This window comes from uncultured Litoreibacter sp. (genome assembly GCF_947501785.1).
Lineage (GTDB): Bacteria > Pseudomonadota > Alphaproteobacteria > Rhodobacterales > Rhodobacteraceae > Litoreibacter.
This window is the reverse complement of the sequence record NZ_CANMXB010000001.1, coordinates 648,410-665,119: the sequence shown is the minus strand read 5'-3', so window position 1 is coordinate 665,119 and position 16,710 is coordinate 648,410. Positions and strand designations below refer to the sequence as shown.

The window sequence follows — 16,710 nt, the reverse complement described above, 5'->3', positions numbered from 1 at the left end:
CGTGGTTTAGAAGAAAGATGCGGTCGCGGCAATCAGGCCGCGGTGAACGTGATCTTTCGTCGCAAGAACTGTGTGGCGCGGTCGGTGACCTGGCGTGGGTCGCCGGTGGTCAGGAACACGCTGTCTTTGCCCTCGCCCAGCATGTCGGGATGCCGCTTGAGGTAATCACCCAAGCTGGCGGAGACCAGATTTGCCTGGCTGTAGACCTTGACGTCCTTGCCCAGCGCGTCCTGAAAGGTCTTTTGCATCAACGGGTAATGCGTGCAGCCAAGGATAGCGGCTTGCGGATGCGGCATCCGCCGCTTCAACGCGTCCACATGAGAGCGCACCAGCGCCTCGGCCAGCATTTCGTCCCCGTCCTCCAAAGCGTCGACCAAGCCGCCGCAGGGCTGCGCCTCGACATCCACGCCGATGGCGCGGAAGGCCAGTTCGCGCTGGAACGCGCGCGACGCCACGGTGGCTGGCGTCGCAAACAGCGCCACATGTTTCACATCCACCTCGCGCGGCGGCGAGTTGTCGCCCCAGTTGCGCTCGGTCAGCGCCTCGATCATCGGGACAAACACACCCAGCACCCGTTTGTCGCGCGGCACCCAGTTTTCCTGCATCCGCCGCAACGCTGCGGCTGACGCCGTGTTACAGGCCAGGATCACCAGATTGCAGCCATGATCGAACATGGCTTGCGTGGCGTCACAGGTCAGCTTGTAGATGTCATCCGCCGTGCGCACGCCGTAGGGCGTGTTGGCGCTGTCGGCGAAATAGCACACCGGCAGGTCGGCCATGTCCTTGGCCACCTGGTCGAAGACGGTCAGCCCGCCCAATCCGCTGTCAAAAATGCCGACCGCCATGAGCCGCCCTTCTGTGCTTTTCCACAAACTCAAACCCATATGGCGCGGGGGCCATGGGCGTTGGGGACAGGTCATAGGTGGACTGGCGCAGGAAATCCATCATTGCTTTGGGGTCATGGCGGAAATTGTCCAATGCAGCGGTCGCGATAGGCGACCCGATCACGACCCGGACCGGCTTGTCGACCTGCCGCTTGAACTCGTTCATCAGCAGGCCAAGCCGCAACGTCTGATGCGCATGGCTTGCCAATTGGAACAGCCGCGAGTTTCGGCCTTCAAAGTAGATCGGCACCACCTGCGCCCCGGACCGGGTGATCAGCTTGGAGGTGAAGCTGCGCCAACCCGGGTCCATCGGCGCGCTGAACGGCCTGGCCGCGGTGGACACGGTGCCGCCCGGGAAGATGCCTATGGCGCCGCCGTTGCCCATGTAATTGAGCGCCTCCCTGCGGGTCGCAATGTTTTGCGCCACGGCCTGCCGCGTCTCGTCAAAGCTGATTGGCAGGATAACCCGGTTGATATCTTGCGCCTTGCCGAACACGTCATTTGCCAGAATGCGGAAGTCACCCCGGGTGCGGTTGAGGATTTGCCCCATCATCAGCCCATCGAGAATGCCAAACGGGTGGTTTGCAATCGCGATCACGGGGCCGTCTTTGGGAATATTGTCGAGGGTGCCGCCCGCACAATCCAGGCTAAGGCCATAGCGCCGGACCATCACGGACCAGAAGTCGGCGCCCCGCGCAACCTCCTGCTCGTAGCCGCGCGCGCGTTTGATCAAGGCGATGCGACCTGTCGCGTTCTCCATCGTGCGGATGAGGGCCCGCCCGGCCCTGGTTTGCGCCGAATGGGCGTAGCTGATGTCACGTGTCGCGTGGCCCATAGGGGAAATGCCTCCGGCGGGGATATTTTGGAACATGGAAAGAGAGTGGCCCGTCCGCGTGTCAGAGTGATGACGGTTGCCGTTTGAGATTACAAAAACAGAGGCCCATCGGGTCGGCCGCGACAAGCGCCAATCAGCCCACCTTAACCCCTTCGCGGACCAGCTGGTCCGCCACCTCTGTGATCGATTGCGCCAACGTGTCGACGGTGAAATCAACCTGATCCTGCGTGATGATCAACGCGGGCGACATGACATTCAGATGCCCGATGGGGCGCACCATCAGCCCGCGGGTCTCCGCCGCGTTGCCTATGCGTTTGCCCACGTTCAGTTCGTCCGGCAGCAGCGCTTTTGTCTCCTTGTCCGCCACGTTTTCGACGCAGGCAATCAGCGCTTGCCCGCGCACGTCGCCCACCAGCGGCAGTTCGGCCAGCGGCGCGAGGCGGCTTTGGAAATAGGAGCCGACTTCCGCGGCATGGGCCAAGAGCCCCTCATCCTCGATGATCTCGATATTCTTCAGCGCCGCCGCGCAGGCCACGGGGTGGCCCGAATAGGTGAAACCCGACGCGTACCACCGATCACCCTGCATCGCCTCCCATATGCGGTCCGAAAAGATCAACGCGCCGATGGGCTGGTAGCCGGAGCTGAGGCCCTTGGCGCTGCAGATCATGTCGGGCTGCACGTCGAACAAGTCGCGGGACGCAAACCAATGCCCGAGCCGCCCGAAGCCCGTCACCACCTCGTCGGCGATGAACAGGATGCCGTGGCGCTGACAGACCTCCGACATGGCGCGCAAATAGCCCTTGGGCGGGACGATCACCCCGCCCGAGGCCTGAATAGGCTCTGCAAAAAACGCCGCAACCTTGTCTGCGCCGATCTCAGCAATCTTTGCCTCGAACTCCGCCACCAGATGGTCGCGAAACGCGTCCTCGTCCATGCCGTCAGGGCGCCGGTACAGGTTTGGGCTGGAGAGATGGTGGATGCCGTCCGTCTTGTAGTGAAACTCCGGCACTTTGTCGCCCGACCGCTGGCCGATGGAGATGCTGGCAAAGGTCGAGCCGTGGTAGCTGTCGTCGCGGGCAATCACATGGGTGCGGTCCATCTCGCCCCGGCAGCGGTGATAATAAATCGCCATCCGGTACGCGCTGTCGATCGCCGTGGACCCGCCGGTGGTGAATTGCACGCGGTTCAAATCCCCGGGCGCGATGTCGGCCAGTTTCGCCGCCAGCAGCGCCGCCGGGTCATGGGTCAAATCCACGAACGTGTTGGAATAGGCCAGTTTCACCGCCTGCGCGGCGATCACATCCGCCATGTCCCTGCGGCCCAGCCCGATATTGGTGCACCACAACCCGCCCACAGCATCGAGGTATTTGCGCCCCGACTGGTCCCACAGCCAGCACCCCTCGCCCCTGTCCATCACCAGCGGGGGCGTCGCCGCAAAACTTTCGAAATGGGTCCAGGGATGCAGGGCATGGGCCTGATCCAGCAGCGCGGGGTCATTGATCGCAGGTCTGTTCATGTCCGGCACCCTGAGCCAGCCAATCCGACAATGCAAGACTTGCGCCGCACCGATATGCGGGGCAAAGAGACCCCATGCCCGACGCGACCCTCAAATCAGACTTCATCGACGCCATGAGCAGCCTGGTGTCCACCGTCACCATCGTCACAACCGACGGCCTGGCGGGGCAAGCGGGCGCGACCGTGTCGGCCATGTCCAGTGTGTCAGCGGATGGCGATGCGCCCACGATGCTGGTCTGTTTGCACCACGAGGCATCGGCCACGGCCGCCATCCTCAAGAACGGCTGTTTCTGCGTGAATGCGCTGCAGCAGGGGCAGCAGGACATTGCCAATGTGTTTGCCAGCCGCAGCCCGGTAGAGGGCGGCTCAAAGTTCAATGTCGCCAGCTTTGCGCCGCTCGTGACGGGGGCGCCCGTCCTGGACAGCGCGCTTGCCACGTTCGACTGCAAGCTGCAAAGCCACGAGCGTATCGGCACCCATCACGTCATGATCGGCGCGGTGCACGCCGTCAAACATGCCGATGGCAAGCCGCTGCTCTATGGCAACCGCGCCTACCGGTCCCTGACCCCTCCAGCTGGTTGAAAATACTCCGGGGTTTGGGGCGGAGCCCCAATAAAAATAAGCGGGCGCGCAGCGCTCATTTTTGTAGCGGCTGCGCGGCTTCAACCAGCTTGGCAAAGAAGCTCGCGCCGTAAGGCGCGACGTCGTCGTTGAAATTGTATTCGGGGTGATGCAGCCCAGCCCCGTCGCCCTGGCCCAGGAACAGATACGCGCCGGGGCGCTCCTCCAGCATATAGGCAAAGTCTTCCGCCCCCATTTCTGGGCCCGCGTCGCCAATCACGCCCGCTTCCCCAGCCACATCCCGCGCAACCTCAGCGGCAAATTTTGCCTGCTGGGCATGGTTGATCGTAGGCGGGTACCCTTTCTCAAAGTCAAAGACGACCTCGACGTCATAGGCCTGCGCCACGCCGTCGCATATCGCCTGCATCCGGTCGATCACCATCTGCTGAATGCCTTTGTCAAAGGTGCGCACGGTGCCGTTCAGATAGGCGGTGTCGGGGATGACGTTATCAATCGTGCCCGTGTGGATCTGCGTGACCGAGACCACCAGATCGTCCAGCCCCTTTCGGTTGCGTGACACGATGGTCTGCAGCCCGTTGCAAACGGCCACTGCCGCCACGACCGGATCCTTGCACTCGTTGGGGTAAGCCCCATGCCCGCCCTGCCCTTTGACATGAATGTGGAACGTGTCGGCCGCCGCCATGATCGCGCCGGGCGTGGTATAAAACGAGCCGGGCGTGTGGCCCGGCGTGTTGTGGATGGCGTATATCTGCGCGATATCGAACCGGTCCATGATGCCTTCTTCCACCATCACCCCAGCGCCGCCGCCGCCCTCTTCCGCGGGCTGGAAGATCAGCGCCACGCGGCCGGAAAAGTTGCGCGTCTCCGCAAGGTAGCGCGCCGCGCCCAACAACATGGTGGTGTGCCCATCATGGCCGCAGGCATGCATCTTGCCGTCTTCCTTGGACGCATAGTCCAGCCCTGTGGCCTCAAGGATCGGCAGGGCGTCCATATCGGCGCGCAGCCCAATCGTCGGCCCGTCGCCCTGCCCCTCAATGATGGCCACCACGCCGGAGGTGGCGATGCCCTCATGAATATCGGTGATCCCGAATTCCTTCAGCCGCTCCACCACGAATCCGGCCGTCTTGTGGCACTCAAATTGCAGCTCGGGGTTCTGGTGCATCCAGCGGCGCCAGCCCTTCATGTCCTCGGCGTAGTCGGCAATGCGGTTGACGGGTGGCATGTTGCGCTCCTTCGTGATGTGTTGGCGACACGTTCGCCCAAACCGAAGGCCGCCGCAATGACCGAGCTGATTTACGACGTAACGAAACCCATGGACCGCCTGATCGAGATCATGCGTCGGTTGCGCGACCCTGACAGCGGCTGCCCATGGGATATCGAGCAGGATTTTGCCTCCATTGCCCCCTACACGATCGAGGAGGCCTACGAGGTGGCCGACGCCATTGAACGTGGCGACATGGACGAGCTGGAGGGCGAACTGGGCGATTTACTGCTGCAAACGGTCTACCACACGCAGATGGGCAGCGAGGGCGGGCATTTCGACTTTGCCTCTGTTGCGAACAATATCAGCGACAAGATGGTGGCCCGCCACCCCCATGTGTTCGGCGACGAAAGCCGGGACAAATCGGCTGAGCAACAGACCGCCGATTGGGAAAAGATCAAAGCGGCAGAGCGCGCAGGCAAAGCGCAGGGCGGCACGTTGGACGGTGTCGCCATCGGGCTGCCCGCCTTGATGCGCGCCGTGAAATTGCAGAAACGCGCCGCGCGGGTTGGATTTGACTGGCCCTCTACCGATGAGGTGATTGACAAGATCACCGAAGAGGCCGCCGAGCTAACAGAGGCCCGCAACACGTTGACCCAAAAAGAAATTGAGGAGGAGTTTGGCGACCTTCTGTTCGTGGTGGCCAATCTTGGCCGCCATCTGAAGGTCGACGCCGAAGAGGCCTTGCGCGCGGCCAATGCCAAATTCACCCGCCGCTTTGAACGGGTCGAGGCGCTGCTGGATGAGCGTGGGAAGACCCCTTCCGAGTCCGATCTGCAAGAGATGGATGCGCTTTGGGATGCCGCCAAGCTGGAAGAGAAAAATAAACCCGATTAATTTATTCAGGTATTGACCAAAGTATTTTACTCAGGAATAAAACGGGCAACGCTAACCCGAGTCAGAGGACACATCATGACCCTGCGTACCGCCCTGTTTGCCACCACCTGCCTGGCCCTCGCCGCCCCCGCCTTTGCGGAAGAAGTGAACGTCTATTCCTACCGCCAGCCAGAATTGATCAAACCGCTGACCGACGCCTTCACGGCTGAAACGGGCATCGACGTGAATGTCGTCTTCCTCAACAAGGGCATGGTCGAGCGTCTGAAGGCCGAGGGCGACCGCTCCCCCGCTGATGTGGTGTTCACCGTCGATATCTCGTGCCTGAACGCCGTTGTTGAGGCTGGACTGACCCAGCCCGTGGAAAGCGAAGCGCTGACCGACAACATCCCCGAGACTTACCGCGACCCCGACAATCACTGGTTCGGCGTGACCACACGGGCGCGGATCATCTACGCCTCCAAGGACCGCGTGGCCGATGGCGAGGTCACCACCTACGAAGATCTTGCCGATCCCAAGTGGAAAGGCCGCATCTGCACCCGCTCCGGCACACATGCCTATAACGTCGCGCTGACCTCGGCCGTGATTGACCACGCTGGCGAAGACGGCGCCAAGGCTTGGCTGTCCGGCGTCAAAGACAACCTCGCCCGCAAACCACAGGGCAATGACCGCGCGCAGGTCAAAGCGATCTGGGCGGGAGAATGCGACATCTCCGTCGGCAACACCTACTACATGGGCAAAATGCTGGAAGATGATGAACAGAAGGCCTGGGCCGACAGCGTGCGCATCGTGTTCCCAACCTTCGCGGATGGCGGCACCCATGTGAACGTGTCCGGCGTGGCGATGACCAAGGCGTCACCCAACCCGGAAGCCGCCGTAAAGATGATTGAATTCCTGGCCTCGCCAGAGGCGCAGGAGATCTACGCCGAGGCGAATTACGAATACCCCGTCGCGCCGGGCACCGAGCCTACGGAGCTGGTCAAAGGGTGGGGTGAATTCACGGCTGATGGCGTCAATCTGATGACGGTTGCGGGGCACCGCCCTGCCGCGTTGCGGATCACCGAAGAGGTTAACTTCGACGAGTAAACGACTGACCAATAAGCGTTTTGGGCCGCAGCTTCTCCCGAGCTGCGGCCCTTTTCGTTCAGCGTCCCTTGAACAGGCTGCCCATAACCCCGCGCACCAGCGCGGTGCCAGCCTTGGTTCCGATGGACCGCATCATGGATTTGGCGAATGCAGTGCCCACGGAATCTCCGCGCCGTGACCGTTTGCGTTTGGTTGTGGAGCGCCCGACCCGGTTGCCGGTGTAGCGCCGCCCCGTCTGATATTCGCGCTCGCGCGCTTCCATCTCTTCTTCCTTGGCCTCGGCCTCCTCCGCCTCTTTCGCGGCTTTGGCGGCGCGGTCGGCCAGCATCTCGAACGCGCTGTCACGGTCGAGCACGTCCTCGTATTTTCCGGCGACAGGGGACTCCATCAACACCGCCTTGCGCTCGATCTTGGTGATCGGCCCAAGCTGCGAGGATGGCGGGCGGATCAGCGTGCGTTCGGCCACGCCCGGCATGCCCTTCTTGATCAGCAGCGAGGTCACGGCCTCGCCCACGCCCACTTCCTTGATCGCGTCTTCAATGTCGAAACGCGGGTTTTCGCGGTAGGTGTCCGCCGCCGCGCGCAGGTCTTTCTGGTCCTTGCGGGTGAAAGCCCGCAGCGCGTGCTGCACCCGGTTGCCAAGCTGGCCGAGGATATCTTCGGGCACATCTGCCGGGTTTTGGGTGACGAAATAGACGCCCACCCCTTTGGAGCGGATCAGACGGGCGACCTGTTCGACCTTGTCGACGAGGGCCTTGGGCGCGCCGTCAAAGAGCAGATGTGCCTCGTCAAAGAAGAACACAAAGCGCGGTTTGTCGGGGTCGCCAATCTCTGGCAGCGTCTCGAACAATTCGGCCAGCAGCCACAGCAGGAATGTCGCATAGAGCTTCGGCGCGCCCATCAGCTTGTCGGCGGCAAGGATGTTGATCTGGCCGCGCCCGTCCGCATCAACCTGGAACATGTCTTCCAAATCAAGCGCCGGTTCGCCGAAGAAATCTGCTGCCCCTTGGTTCTCTAGTACCAGCAGGCGGCGTTGGATGGCGCCGACTGAATTGGCCGACACAAAGCCGTAGCGCAGCGCAAGCGTTTTGGCGTTTTCGCCAATCCAGACCAACAAGGCCTGCAGGTCCTTTAAATCAAGCAGCGGCAAAGCCTCTTCATCGGCGACGCGGAAGGCGATGTTCAGGATGCCTTCCTGCGCTTCGCTAAGTTCCAGCAGCTGAGATAGCAGCAAAGGCCCCATTTCAGACACCGTGGTGCGCACGGGGTGGCCCTTTTCGCCGTAGAGGTCCCAGAAAGTGACGGGAAACGCCTCGTAGTCGAAGTCAGCAAAACCAATCTTGGCAGCGCGCTCCATGAAAGGCGTATGCAATTTATGATCAGGCGAGCCTGCAACGGCCAGCCCGGACAGGTCCCCTTTGACGTCGGACATGAAGACCGGCACGCCTTGCTTGGAGAAGCTTTCGGCCAGAATTTGCAGGGTAACCGTCTTGCCGGTGCCGGTGGCGCCCGCGATCAGCCCGTGGCGGTTGGCATATTTCATCAGCAGATGCTGCTTTTCGCCGTAGCCTTCGCCGCCGCCGCCGACAAAAATTCCCTCAAGGTCTGACATGTCCGTCCCCGCAATTCATTGGTCTGGCGCTGAACATACATTTTTAACCTCTCTATGCCAGTATGATTGCGTTGTCGCCGTGCGCCGGGTTGCCTGCGTTCGGCAACACTTCCTCCCTGTCGACTGGCCGTGTCTTCGTGACACGGCCTTTTTTTCGTGAAAATCGTGAACGATTTCCCTTCCATTGACTGTTGACGCCCGCATGACTGTGCCGTAGCGTCGCACCCAATAAGTCGGCCAGTCCGACGGGGAGAAATAGGAAGAAGGGTCTGTTATCAGACCCTTTTTTCAATTTCGGCGCTATGTTTCCACTGTTTCAACGATGCGCAATCTTTTGCCCGCGGCAAGGTGCCTATGGTGCATTTCGGCCCTGACACGGCTTTTCAGCCATGCTAACCAATGCAGGATTAACCTTTGTATGGAAGCAAGATGTCCGATTTCTTCAAATTTCTGACCGTATGCGCCGCCCTGGCAATTGCTGCGCCTGTTGCGGCTCAAACCACCACGGAAACCACAACTGACACGACAACCGAGGCGCCGGCTGACGACGCCGCGGCCGAGCCTGCAGAAGACGCGCCACGCGCTGACGGCCTGTCGACCGGCCAAGAGGTTGCCCAGGTGGGCCAAACCTACGTTCTGTCAGAGCATGGCGATTGGGACCTGCGCTGCATCCGCGCGCCCGAGGGCCAGAAAGACCCCTGCCAGCTGTACCAGCTGCTGGAAGACCAGAACGACAACTCGGTGGCTGAGATCAACCTGTTCAACTTGCCGGGCGACGACAAGCTGGCCGCAGGCGCGACCATTGTCACACCGCTTGAAACATTGCTGACCCAACAGGTTCTGGTGTCGGTTGATGGCGGCAAGGCCAAGGTCTACCCCTTCACCTTCTGCACCCAGATCGGCTGCTTCTCCCGCATCGGGCTGACCGATGGCGACATCGCGTCGTTCAAGCGCGGCAACACCGCCAAGATCGTCGTCGTACCGGCGCAGGCCCCAGACCAGAAGGTCGAATTGACGGTCTCGCTGGCTGGCTTCACCGCCGGGTTTGACGCTGTTCAGGAAGCAACGAAGCCGGCTGAGTAACAAAGCCTGGCAGATAAGTAACGAGCGCCCCTGCCTTTGGCATGGGGCGCTTTTTTTGCGCGCCGCCGTTTAGTTCGGCTTCAGCCGCGCCGCCCGTCCGCCACGCCGCCCGGTTTTTGACGGCTGCGCCGCGCCCTCTCGCAGGACCTGCGTCATCGGATGATCAGGTTGCGCCCCGCCATATTGCTCCAACAGCGCGGCAATCAACGGCGGATGGTCCTGCCCAAGCGGAATGCTCAACGCCCAATCCAGAAAGATCGAGCGGCATTCGCCCGCGGTAATCCCCTCGATCCGATAAGATTCCCGGATCAACCCCTTTGGGTCAAATGTCGGATGCACCTTGCTCATGCTGGCGAGCCTTCCATGGTTTCTAAGCGCCCTTACCATCCGCGCCCATCGCGGCAAATGTCTGATCAATCACCCTTCTGGCTGTTTTGCGACATTTTTCAAGGAATTCGCCCAAAACCAGCAAGTCCTCCGCCGCCAGATCGCGCAGCAGCATGGCGCGGCCGCCTTCGCCCAATGCGTCCAGATCCAGCGTGCCAGGCAACAAAAGCCGACCGGCCTGCGTCACCCGTCCAAAGGCCATATGAGCGCGCGACAACGCCTCGCCATCAGCAGTGCTAAGCAGCCCGGCAGAGACAGCCGCGGCGATCTGATCCGCTGTCTGGCGGCCAATGTCGCGCGCCTGCAGCGCGAGCGCCTGCGCGAAAAGTTCGATGTCCTGAACCCCGCCCGGCCCGTTTTTGACGTCCCATGTCGACCCTGTCCGACCGGCATCGACCAGCCGCCTGCGCATCTCCTGCCCCTCTGCGGCAACTTTCGCTGCGTCCCGGGGCTGCGTCAGAACCTGCGCGCGCACCGCCTCAATCGCTGCGATCATTCCCGCGTCACCTGCGATGGGCCGCGCGCGGGTCAACGCCATATGCTCCCATAACCACGCCTGTTCCAGCTGGTAGCTTCCGAACGCCTCCAGCGAGGTGGCCACGGGCCCGGATTGACCCGAGGGACGCAGCCGCATGTCCACCTCGTATAGCTTGCCTTCGGCAGTGGGCGCTGACAGCGCGGTCACCAGCGCTTGCGTGAGTTTGGCAAAATAGGCCCGTGTGGTCAGCGGACGACGGCCATCCGAGGCATCAACCCCTTGCGCGTCGTAAATGACGATCAAGTCGAGGTCTGATTTGGCTGATAGCCGCCCCACACCAAGCGACCCCATCGCGAGGATGCAGGCGCCCCGGCCCGGTGCCTCCCCATGTTTAGACGAGAACTGCCCTTGCACTGCGGGCAACAACGCGCGCAAGACGGCTTCCGCCAGATCAGCATATTGGGCCGCCGCGGTTTCCGGTGGGATCAAGCCACGCAATTGGTGCACGCCAATGCGGAAATGCCATTCCTTCTGCCAGCGACGCGCCAGATCCAGCTGGGCCTCATAATCCGGCAATGATGCCAACCGCTCCGACAGGTCGCGGCTCAGCCCGTCAGCCATAGGCCATTCGCTGAAAAATTCACCTCCCAGCACCGCGTCGAGCACCTGCGCGTTGCGCGACAGATAGGCGGCAAGGTCAGGCGACGCCGTGCAGATATCCACGATGAGTTGGGTCAGCTGCGGGTTGGCTTCAAACAGGGAAAATACCTGAACGCCCGCGGGCAACCCTCCCAAGAACCGTTCAAACGCCTGCAGCGCCTCTTCGGGTTTGGCGGCCGCGTCGAGTTTGCGCAGGATGTCGGGGAACAGGCGCGAGAATATCTCTGCCGCGCGGGGGCTGCGGAGCGCGGGGAAACTGCGCCATGTCTCCAGATACTCCGCCGCCCCGTCGCGCGGGGCCTCTGGCGCGTCGGGGGCAAAGAACGCCTCCGTCAGCTGCGAGGTCTGTGTCAGCCGTTCGGTGAGCCCCAGCTTCAGCGCGTCAGACGTTGTCCCCATGAACGCCGCAAGGCGTGCAAAGCCGTCCTCGCCGGATGGAAGGTCATGGGTCTGGGCGTCGCCGATCATTTGCAGCCGGTGTTCCACCTCCCTGTGGGCGCGGTAGTTTGCCTGCAGTTGCGTCGTCACATCCGCGCTAATCCAGCCCGCTTGCGTCAGACGGTCCAAGCCCTCCACCGTGCCGCGCACCCGCAGGCTGGGGTCGCGCCCGCCAGCGATGATCTGACGGGTCTGGGTGAAAAACTCGATCTCCCGAATGCCGCCTTGGCCCAGCTTCATGTTGTGCCCGTCAAGCACCAGCTTGCCGCCCAGCCCTTTGTGATCGCGGATACGCAGGCGCATATCATGAGCGTCCTCAATCGCCGCGAAATCCAGATGCTTGCGCCACACAAACGGCGTGAGCCGATCCAGGAAAGCCTCGCCCGCCTTGATATCCCCCGCGCAGGCGCGCGCCTTGATGAAGGCCGCGCGTTCCCAGGTGCGCCCGACGCTCTCATAGTACCGCTCCGCCGTTTCCATGGCGATGCAGACCGGCGTGACCGAGGCGTCGGGGCGCAGCCGCAGGTCCGTGCGGAAGACGTAACCCTCCGCCGTCACGTCAGACAACAGCGCCGTCATGCGGCGGGTCACACGGATGAACGCGGCGCGCGCCTCGTGGTAGTCGTCTGGGTCAAACCGCGTCTCGTCAAACAGGCAGATCAGGTCGATGTCGGACGAATAATTCAGCTCCCCCGCGCCCATCTTGCCCATGGCCAGCACCGACATGCCGCCCGCCGTGTCGACGTCGATCTCAGACAATCCCGGCAGTTTGCCGCGTGTGATTTCAGCCGCGACCAGCGTTTTCAGCGCGCGGTCCACGCAGGCATCCGCCAAATCCGTCAGCGCGCCGGTCACGTCCTCCAAAGGCCAGACGCCACCAAGATCAGCCAGACCCGTCAGCAGCGCGATGCGCCGTTTGGCCTGACGAAATTGATCGCCGGCATCCGAGCCGCTGGCTGCACGCACCTGCGCGATCACCTCGTCACGCAGCGCGTCGGCACTTCGCTCGGCAAGTTGGCTGATCCAATTGGCCTCCCGCCGCAGCAGACCGGCCAGATACGGGCTGCACCCCGCCGTGCCCTCGATGAGGTCGCGAAAACCACCGGGCATCGCCGCAAAAAGGCCCGCCACTTCAACGCCAATATCAGGCTGAAAGGGCTGCGGCACCCGGGTGATGGCGTCAGAGAAGGTCATAGCCCAACAAGACGCCGCAGCCCGCTTGCGGTCAACCGCCGTTTGCGGCTTGATGCGGCGAAACTGCGAGGACCCAAATGAGCAAAAGCCTGAAACGCGTCAAAGCCGCGCTGGATGCGGCGGGCGTCATCGTCGAGATCATGGAGACCGGCAGCGACACCCGCACTGCCCAACAAGCAGCGGATGTGGCGGGGTGCCATGTCGACCAGATCGCCAAATCGATCATCTTCCGCGGCGAGAACACGGGGGAGGCCATTTTGTTCCTGACTGCCGGGGGCAACCGGGTCTCGCCCGCCAAGGCCTCGCAAGTTGCGGGCGAAAGCCTGGGCAAAGCCGACGCGGCGCTTATCCGTGCCCAGACGGGCTTTGCCATTGGCGGCGTGTCGCCCGTTGGTCATCTCAACCCGATCCGCGCCTTTCTCGACCCGCGACTGGCAGAATTCGACACGATCTGGGCCGCCGCCGGGACGCCACACCACATTTTTCCGATTGAACCCGATACGCTGCTGTCGCTGACCGGTGCGGCCCCCGCTGATTTTACGGAGCCGCCGGTTTGATCACCTCGTAGACCGACCGCGCGGCGCGCAGGCCCGGCGCCTCTGCGCCCTTGCCAAGCTGCGCAATCGTGTCCGCACAAGCTGCCAGCTGCGCTGCCCGCGCGGCCTCGTCGCCCATCAGAGTGTTGAGTGCGCGGGCAATGTCTGGGGCCTTGCACGCATCGCCCAAAAATTCAGGCACCGCATGGGTCCCTGACACAATGTTGACCAAGGTCACCGTGTCGATCAGCATCTTGGAGGCAATGATCCGGCGCGACATCCAGTTCATGTCGTAAGCAATCACCATCGGTGTCTCTGCCGCCGCCAATTCCAGCGAGACCGTTCCCGACGCAGCCAAAGCAACATGTGCGGCTTTGAATGCAGCGCGTTTGGCGACAGCGTACTGCTCTGGGCCTAAATCGCGGGGGTCCAACACCAGCGGCACACCCGGCCAGCGTTTGACCAGCTCATGCACTTTTCCCGCAACGGGGCCCACTGTGGGTACAACAATCCGCGCCGACGGATGTTGGGCTATGACCTCGCTGAGCGCGTCGCCGAACCGGTCGGCCAGCCGCGTTACTTCCCCCACACGCGATCCCGGCAGGGCCAGGATCATAGGTGCATCGTCCAACCCGTAAGAGCGCCGGAACTCGGCCACCTCTGCCGCGCTTGCGACAGGCTCTGCCACCACCGGATGCCCGACAAAATCGCAGGTCATGCCCGCGGCCTCCATGTAGGGCGGCTCAAACGGGAACAGGGCCAGCACATGGTCGATGGACTTGGCCATCTTCGCGGCGCGTTCAGGCCGCCAGGCCCAGACCGTGGGGGCCACGTAATGCACCGTCGCAATGTCGGAGGCCATCGAGTTCACCTTCGCTGCGACCCGCAGGCAAAAATCCGGGCTGTCGATTGTCACCAAGGCGTCGGGCTTGGCCAGCACAATGTGGTTGGCCGCCTCATCCCGGCGCTTGAACAGGCGGCGCAGCTTTGGCAGCACCTCGGCCAGCCCCATGACGGACAGCTCCTCCATCGGGAACAGGCTGTCGAGACCTTCGGCCTGCATCAGCGGCCCGCCGACGCCTGCAAACCCGATATCGGGGTTCAGCGTCTTCAGCCCGGCCATCAAGGCCGCGCCCAGCCGGTCGCCGGAAGGCTCGCCCGCAATCAGGTAGACGTTCATTCCTTAACCCATAGAAACAGCCCATGGCTGTCGGCGATCTCAACGCAGCTTTCCTTGTGGACCACGATCACCCGGCCTGCTTCGATCACAATGCCCTCCAGTCCGACCTGCACCGCGCGCATGACGGTATCCGGCCCGATGGTGGGCATATCAATGCGCAGCTCTTGGCCGGGTTTGGCGGCCTTCACCAAAACGCCGCCCTTGGGAATGTGCTTTGCACGCGGCTCGGACGCGACGCCGCCAAATAGCGTGCTGCGCGTGGTCCTGCCGTCCATTTCGGGGGCTGTCTGCAACAAGGACCGCATCATCCAATCCGTGCCCGGCTGCGCCTCAATCGCGAGCGCCTGCCCGCCCTCCACAATGCAGGCCTGACCCACATCAACGGCGGCCATGGCGCCAATGATCTCAATCCCGCGTTCGGCGTCCTTCTTGTGCTGATCGGATGGAGCAACCTTCCCCAACACGCCCGGTGCCGGCAGTATCTCTGGCCCCAGCTCGTTGGCGCCAACCGTCTCGATCCCCGCCTCGTCAAAGAACTGCAAAACGGTGCGCAGCGCGGCGTCGTCGCCTTGTTGCAGGGCGGCCATCATGCGCGGCACCAGCGGCATTGTGGCAGGGTCAATCTTGGACGGGTCCAGCGGCGGGCGGCCAATCGCGCCCGCAAAGCAGATCTGGGTCACACCCAAGCGCACCAGCTCGGCGATGAAGCTGCCAAGCGTTTCGATGCGGAAGCGTATGATCGGGCGGTCGCCGCGATGCTCGGAAGGGTAGCCCTCAAGCTCGCACAGGCGGAACGCTGTGCCGCTGCCGTCCAGCTGATCCATGATCAGCCCCGGCAGGTCGCCCTCGCCCGCTACAAGCGCCAACATGGGGGCGTTACCTTGGGGTCAGGAACGACCGGTCGCTCCGCCCCAGAATGAAGTCGACGACCTCATGCACGTATTCACTGTCGGTTTCTTCCTTCAGCCGCGCGGCGCGGTCCTGAAAGGCGCCGTCGCCCTGGCGCAGCATCTGGTAGGCAGCCCTGAGCGCGGTGATGTCAGAACGCGCGACGCCGGCGCGCTTCAGCCCGACATAGTTCAGCCCGTCCAAATCGCCGCGCGGGCTTTGCACCAGCCCGTAGGGAATGACGTCGTTGGTCACCATGGTGACCGCGCCGATAATGGCCCCGCGCCCGATGCGCACAAACTGGTGGATGCCCGCCAGCCCGCCGATGATGACCTTGTCTTCAATATGGCAATGCCCCGCAATCGCCGCCTGATTGGCGACAATGACATTGTTGCCGACAACCGCGTCATGGGCCACATGCGCGCCGGTCATGAAGAGGCAATCGTCGCCCACCTTGGTCAACCCGCCGCCGCCAGAGGTGCCGGTGTTCATCGTGGCGCCTTCGCGGATGCGATTGCGCTTGCCGATCTCCAGCCGCGTCTCCTCGCCGTCGAATTTGAGGTCCTGCGGGATTTCGCCAATGACCGCAAAGGGCCAGATGATCGTGTCTTCCCCGACAGAGGTCTTGCCCGTCGCCACCACGTGGCTTTTCAGCTCGACGCCGGCGGCCAGCACCACGTCAGGCCCCACGGTGCAAAACGGGCCAACCTTGGCGGTCGGGTCAATCTGCGCGCCGTCCTCGATCAGCGCGGAAGGGTGAATGTTGCCGCTCATTCCTTTGGCATGTCCATCATCGCGGTGAATTCGGCCTCGGCAGCCATCTCGCCCTCGACGGTGGCCACGCCTTTGAATTTCCACACCTTGCCGCCCGGTTTGCCACGCGTGACCGAGACGTCCATGCGCAGCACGTCGCCCGGCACCACCTTGCGGCGGAATTTGCAGCCGTCGATGGCCATGAAGTAAACCAGCAGCTCTTTGTCTGCCATGTCCATCGTCACCCCCACCATAACGGCAGCTGTCTGCGCCATGGCCTCGATAATGGTGACGCCCGGCATGATCGGCGCGCCGGGAAAATGGCCTTGAAAATGCGGCTCATTGAAGGTGACGTTCTTGATGCCGGTGGCGGACACGCCATGCTCGATATCCTCTACCTTGTCGATCAGCAGGAACGGGTAGCGATGCGGGATGATCCGCTGGATCAGGTCAATGTCGGCGGAGGTGGGCAAGGTCATGTGGGCGGGCTCTTCTTCTTTGTAT

At 62.6% G+C, this 16,710-nt stretch carries 16 protein-coding genes; 5 read left to right on the top strand and 11 right to left on the bottom strand.

Features of this window, described 5'->3' with window-relative positions; translation table 11 throughout:
- Positions 1 to 32: 32 nt before the first annotated feature.
- The 3 genes from Q0899_RS03360 to Q0899_RS03350 all read right to left on the bottom strand — a co-directional run bounded on the left by Q0899_RS03360 (position 33) and on the right by Q0899_RS03350 (position 3,235).
- Positions 33 to 845, bottom strand: a complete 813-nt coding sequence (locus Q0899_RS03360) for an aspartate/glutamate racemase family protein (protein ID WP_298357951.1) — start codon at positions 843 to 845, stop codon at positions 33 to 35.
- Positions 826 to 1,755 (bottom strand): lysophospholipid acyltransferase family protein, encoded by a 930-nt coding sequence (locus Q0899_RS03355; RefSeq protein ID WP_299191088.1) that lies wholly within the window; start codon positions 1,753 to 1,755, stop codon positions 826 to 828. The genes Q0899_RS03360 and Q0899_RS03355 overlap by 20 nt, the downstream gene beginning before the upstream one ends.
- Positions 1,756 to 1,852: 97 nt before the next feature.
- The gene (locus Q0899_RS03350; protein ID WP_299191087.1) at positions 1,853 to 3,235 is read right to left on the bottom strand and encodes an aminotransferase; all 1,383 of its coding nucleotides are present in this window, start codon (positions 3,233 to 3,235) and stop codon (positions 1,853 to 1,855) included.
- Positions 3,236 to 3,309: 74 nt separating this feature from the next.
- On the opposite strand from Q0899_RS03350, the gene Q0899_RS03345 reads away from it, so the two are divergent.
- Complete coding sequence (locus Q0899_RS03345; RefSeq protein WP_298291688.1) at positions 3,310 to 3,816, top strand: flavin reductase family protein; 507 nt, start codon at positions 3,310 to 3,312, stop codon at positions 3,814 to 3,816.
- A gap of 55 nt (positions 3,817 to 3,871) precedes the next feature.
- Here the strand turns inward: Q0899_RS03345 and Q0899_RS03340 are convergent, their stop codons facing one another.
- On the bottom strand, positions 3,872 to 5,038 hold the full coding sequence (locus Q0899_RS03340) for a M20 aminoacylase family protein (protein ID WP_298357965.1): 1,167 nt from the start codon (positions 5,036 to 5,038) through the stop codon (positions 3,872 to 3,874).
- Between the two features lie 57 nt (positions 5,039 to 5,095).
- Between Q0899_RS03340 and mazG the strand changes: the two genes are divergently transcribed.
- Together mazG and Q0899_RS03330 are read left to right on the top strand one after the other, a co-directional pair.
- Positions 5,096 to 5,914, top strand: a complete 819-nt coding sequence (gene mazG, locus Q0899_RS03335; RefSeq protein ID WP_299191086.1) for a nucleoside triphosphate pyrophosphohydrolase — start codon at positions 5,096 to 5,098, stop codon at positions 5,912 to 5,914.
- 75 nt (positions 5,915 to 5,989) lie between these two features.
- Positions 5,990 to 6,997 carry a Fe(3+) ABC transporter substrate-binding protein gene (locus Q0899_RS03330; RefSeq protein ID WP_299191085.1) on the top strand — a complete coding sequence of 336 codons (1,008 nt, stop codon included), beginning with the start codon at positions 5,990 to 5,992 and terminating at the stop codon, positions 6,995 to 6,997.
- A 58-nt stretch (positions 6,998 to 7,055) separates the two neighbouring features.
- Here Q0899_RS03330 and Q0899_RS03325 read toward each other — a convergent pair whose 3' ends face one another.
- Positions 7,056 to 8,609 (bottom strand): helicase HerA-like domain-containing protein, encoded by a 1,554-nt coding sequence (locus tag Q0899_RS03325; protein ID WP_299191084.1) that lies wholly within the window; start codon positions 8,607 to 8,609, stop codon positions 7,056 to 7,058.
- 429 nt (positions 8,610 to 9,038) lie between these two features.
- Between Q0899_RS03325 and Q0899_RS03320 the strand changes: the two genes are divergently transcribed.
- Positions 9,039 to 9,692, top strand: coding sequence for an invasion associated locus B family protein (locus Q0899_RS03320; RefSeq protein ID WP_298291703.1), 654 nt, complete (start codon positions 9,039 to 9,041; stop codon positions 9,690 to 9,692).
- 69 nt (positions 9,693 to 9,761) lie between these two features.
- Here Q0899_RS03320 and Q0899_RS03315 read toward each other — a convergent pair whose 3' ends face one another.
- Both Q0899_RS03315 and Q0899_RS03310 read right to left on the bottom strand, forming a co-directional pair.
- Positions 9,762 to 10,040 carry a hypothetical protein gene (locus tag Q0899_RS03315; protein ID WP_298291707.1) on the bottom strand — a complete coding sequence of 93 codons (279 nt, stop codon included), beginning with the start codon at positions 10,038 to 10,040 and terminating at the stop codon, positions 9,762 to 9,764.
- 22 nt (positions 10,041 to 10,062) lie between these two features.
- Positions 10,063 to 12,849, bottom strand: coding sequence for a glutamine-synthetase adenylyltransferase (locus Q0899_RS03310; protein WP_299191083.1), 2,787 nt, complete (start codon positions 12,847 to 12,849; stop codon positions 10,063 to 10,065).
- 77 nt (positions 12,850 to 12,926) lie between these two features.
- Between Q0899_RS03310 and Q0899_RS03305 the strand changes: the two genes are divergently transcribed.
- Positions 12,927 to 13,406, top strand: a complete 480-nt coding sequence (locus Q0899_RS03305) for a YbaK/EbsC family protein (RefSeq protein ID WP_298357975.1) — start codon at positions 12,927 to 12,929, stop codon at positions 13,404 to 13,406.
- Here Q0899_RS03305 and lpxB read toward each other — a convergent pair.
- The 4 genes from lpxB to fabZ are packed head-to-tail and all read right to left on the bottom strand — an operon-like array spanning position 13,387 to position 16,685.
- Positions 13,387 to 14,565, bottom strand: a complete 1,179-nt coding sequence (gene lpxB, locus Q0899_RS03300; RefSeq protein ID WP_299191082.1) for a lipid-A-disaccharide synthase — start codon at positions 14,563 to 14,565, stop codon at positions 13,387 to 13,389. The genes Q0899_RS03305 and lpxB overlap by 20 nt on opposite strands.
- Positions 14,562 to 15,434 (bottom strand): UDP-2,3-diacylglucosamine diphosphatase LpxI, encoded by an 873-nt coding sequence (gene lpxI, locus Q0899_RS03295; protein WP_299191081.1) that lies wholly within the window; start codon positions 15,432 to 15,434, stop codon positions 14,562 to 14,564. The genes lpxB and lpxI overlap by 4 nt, the downstream gene beginning before the upstream one ends.
- A gap of 7 nt (positions 15,435 to 15,441) precedes the next feature.
- Positions 15,442 to 16,227, bottom strand: a complete 786-nt coding sequence (gene lpxA, locus Q0899_RS03290; RefSeq protein WP_298357983.1) for an acyl-ACP--UDP-N-acetylglucosamine O-acyltransferase — start codon at positions 16,225 to 16,227, stop codon at positions 15,442 to 15,444.
- Positions 16,224 to 16,685, bottom strand: a complete 462-nt coding sequence (fabZ, locus tag Q0899_RS03285) for a 3-hydroxyacyl-ACP dehydratase FabZ (RefSeq protein ID WP_299191080.1) — start codon at positions 16,683 to 16,685, stop codon at positions 16,224 to 16,226. The genes lpxA and fabZ overlap by 4 nt, the downstream gene beginning before the upstream one ends.
- Between the last annotated feature and the right edge of the window lie 25 nt (positions 16,686 to 16,710).

What these genes read in the sequence shown, in the direction of transcription:
- Q0899_RS03360 (WP_298357951.1), bottom strand. Translation starts at nt 845, where the DNA reads ATGGCGGTCGGCATTTTTGACAGCGGATTGGGCGGGCTGACCGTCTTC.
- Q0899_RS03355 (WP_299191088.1), bottom strand. Translation starts at nt 1,755, where the DNA reads ATGTTCCAAAATATCCCCGCCGGAGGCATTTCCCCTATGGGCCACGCG.
- Q0899_RS03350 (WP_299191087.1), bottom strand. Translation starts at nt 3,235, where the DNA reads ATGAACAGACCTGCGATCAATGACCCCGCGCTGCTGGATCAGGCCCAT.
- Q0899_RS03345 (WP_298291688.1), top strand. Translation starts at nt 3,310, where the DNA reads ATGCCCGACGCGACCCTCAAATCAGACTTCATCGACGCCATGAGCAGC.
- Q0899_RS03340 (WP_298357965.1), bottom strand. Translation starts at nt 5,038, where the DNA reads ATGCCACCCGTCAACCGCATTGCCGACTACGCCGAGGACATGAAGGGC.
- mazG (WP_299191086.1), top strand. Translation starts at nt 5,096, where the DNA reads ATGACCGAGCTGATTTACGACGTAACGAAACCCATGGACCGCCTGATC.
- Q0899_RS03330 (WP_299191085.1), top strand. Translation starts at nt 5,990, where the DNA reads ATGACCCTGCGTACCGCCCTGTTTGCCACCACCTGCCTGGCCCTCGCC.
- Q0899_RS03325 (WP_299191084.1), bottom strand. Translation starts at nt 8,609, where the DNA reads ATGTCAGACCTTGAGGGAATTTTTGTCGGCGGCGGCGGCGAAGGCTAC.
- Q0899_RS03320 (WP_298291703.1), top strand. Translation starts at nt 9,039, where the DNA reads ATGTCCGATTTCTTCAAATTTCTGACCGTATGCGCCGCCCTGGCAATT.
- Q0899_RS03315 (WP_298291707.1), bottom strand. Translation starts at nt 10,040, where the DNA reads ATGAGCAAGGTGCATCCGACATTTGACCCAAAGGGGTTGATCCGGGAA.
- Q0899_RS03310 (WP_299191083.1), bottom strand. Translation starts at nt 12,849, where the DNA reads ATGACCTTCTCTGACGCCATCACCCGGGTGCCGCAGCCCTTTCAGCCT.
- Q0899_RS03305 (WP_298357975.1), top strand. Translation starts at nt 12,927, where the DNA reads ATGAGCAAAAGCCTGAAACGCGTCAAAGCCGCGCTGGATGCGGCGGGC.
- lpxB (WP_299191082.1), bottom strand. Translation starts at nt 14,565, where the DNA reads ATGAACGTCTACCTGATTGCGGGCGAGCCTTCCGGCGACCGGCTGGGC.
- lpxI (WP_299191081.1), bottom strand. Translation starts at nt 15,434, where the DNA reads ATGTTGGCGCTTGTAGCGGGCGAGGGCGACCTGCCGGGGCTGATCATG.
- lpxA (WP_298357983.1), bottom strand. Translation starts at nt 16,227, where the DNA reads ATGAGCGGCAACATTCACCCTTCCGCGCTGATCGAGGACGGCGCGCAG.
- fabZ (WP_299191080.1), bottom strand. Translation starts at nt 16,685, where the DNA reads ATGACCTTGCCCACCTCCGCCGACATTGACCTGATCCAGCGGATCATC.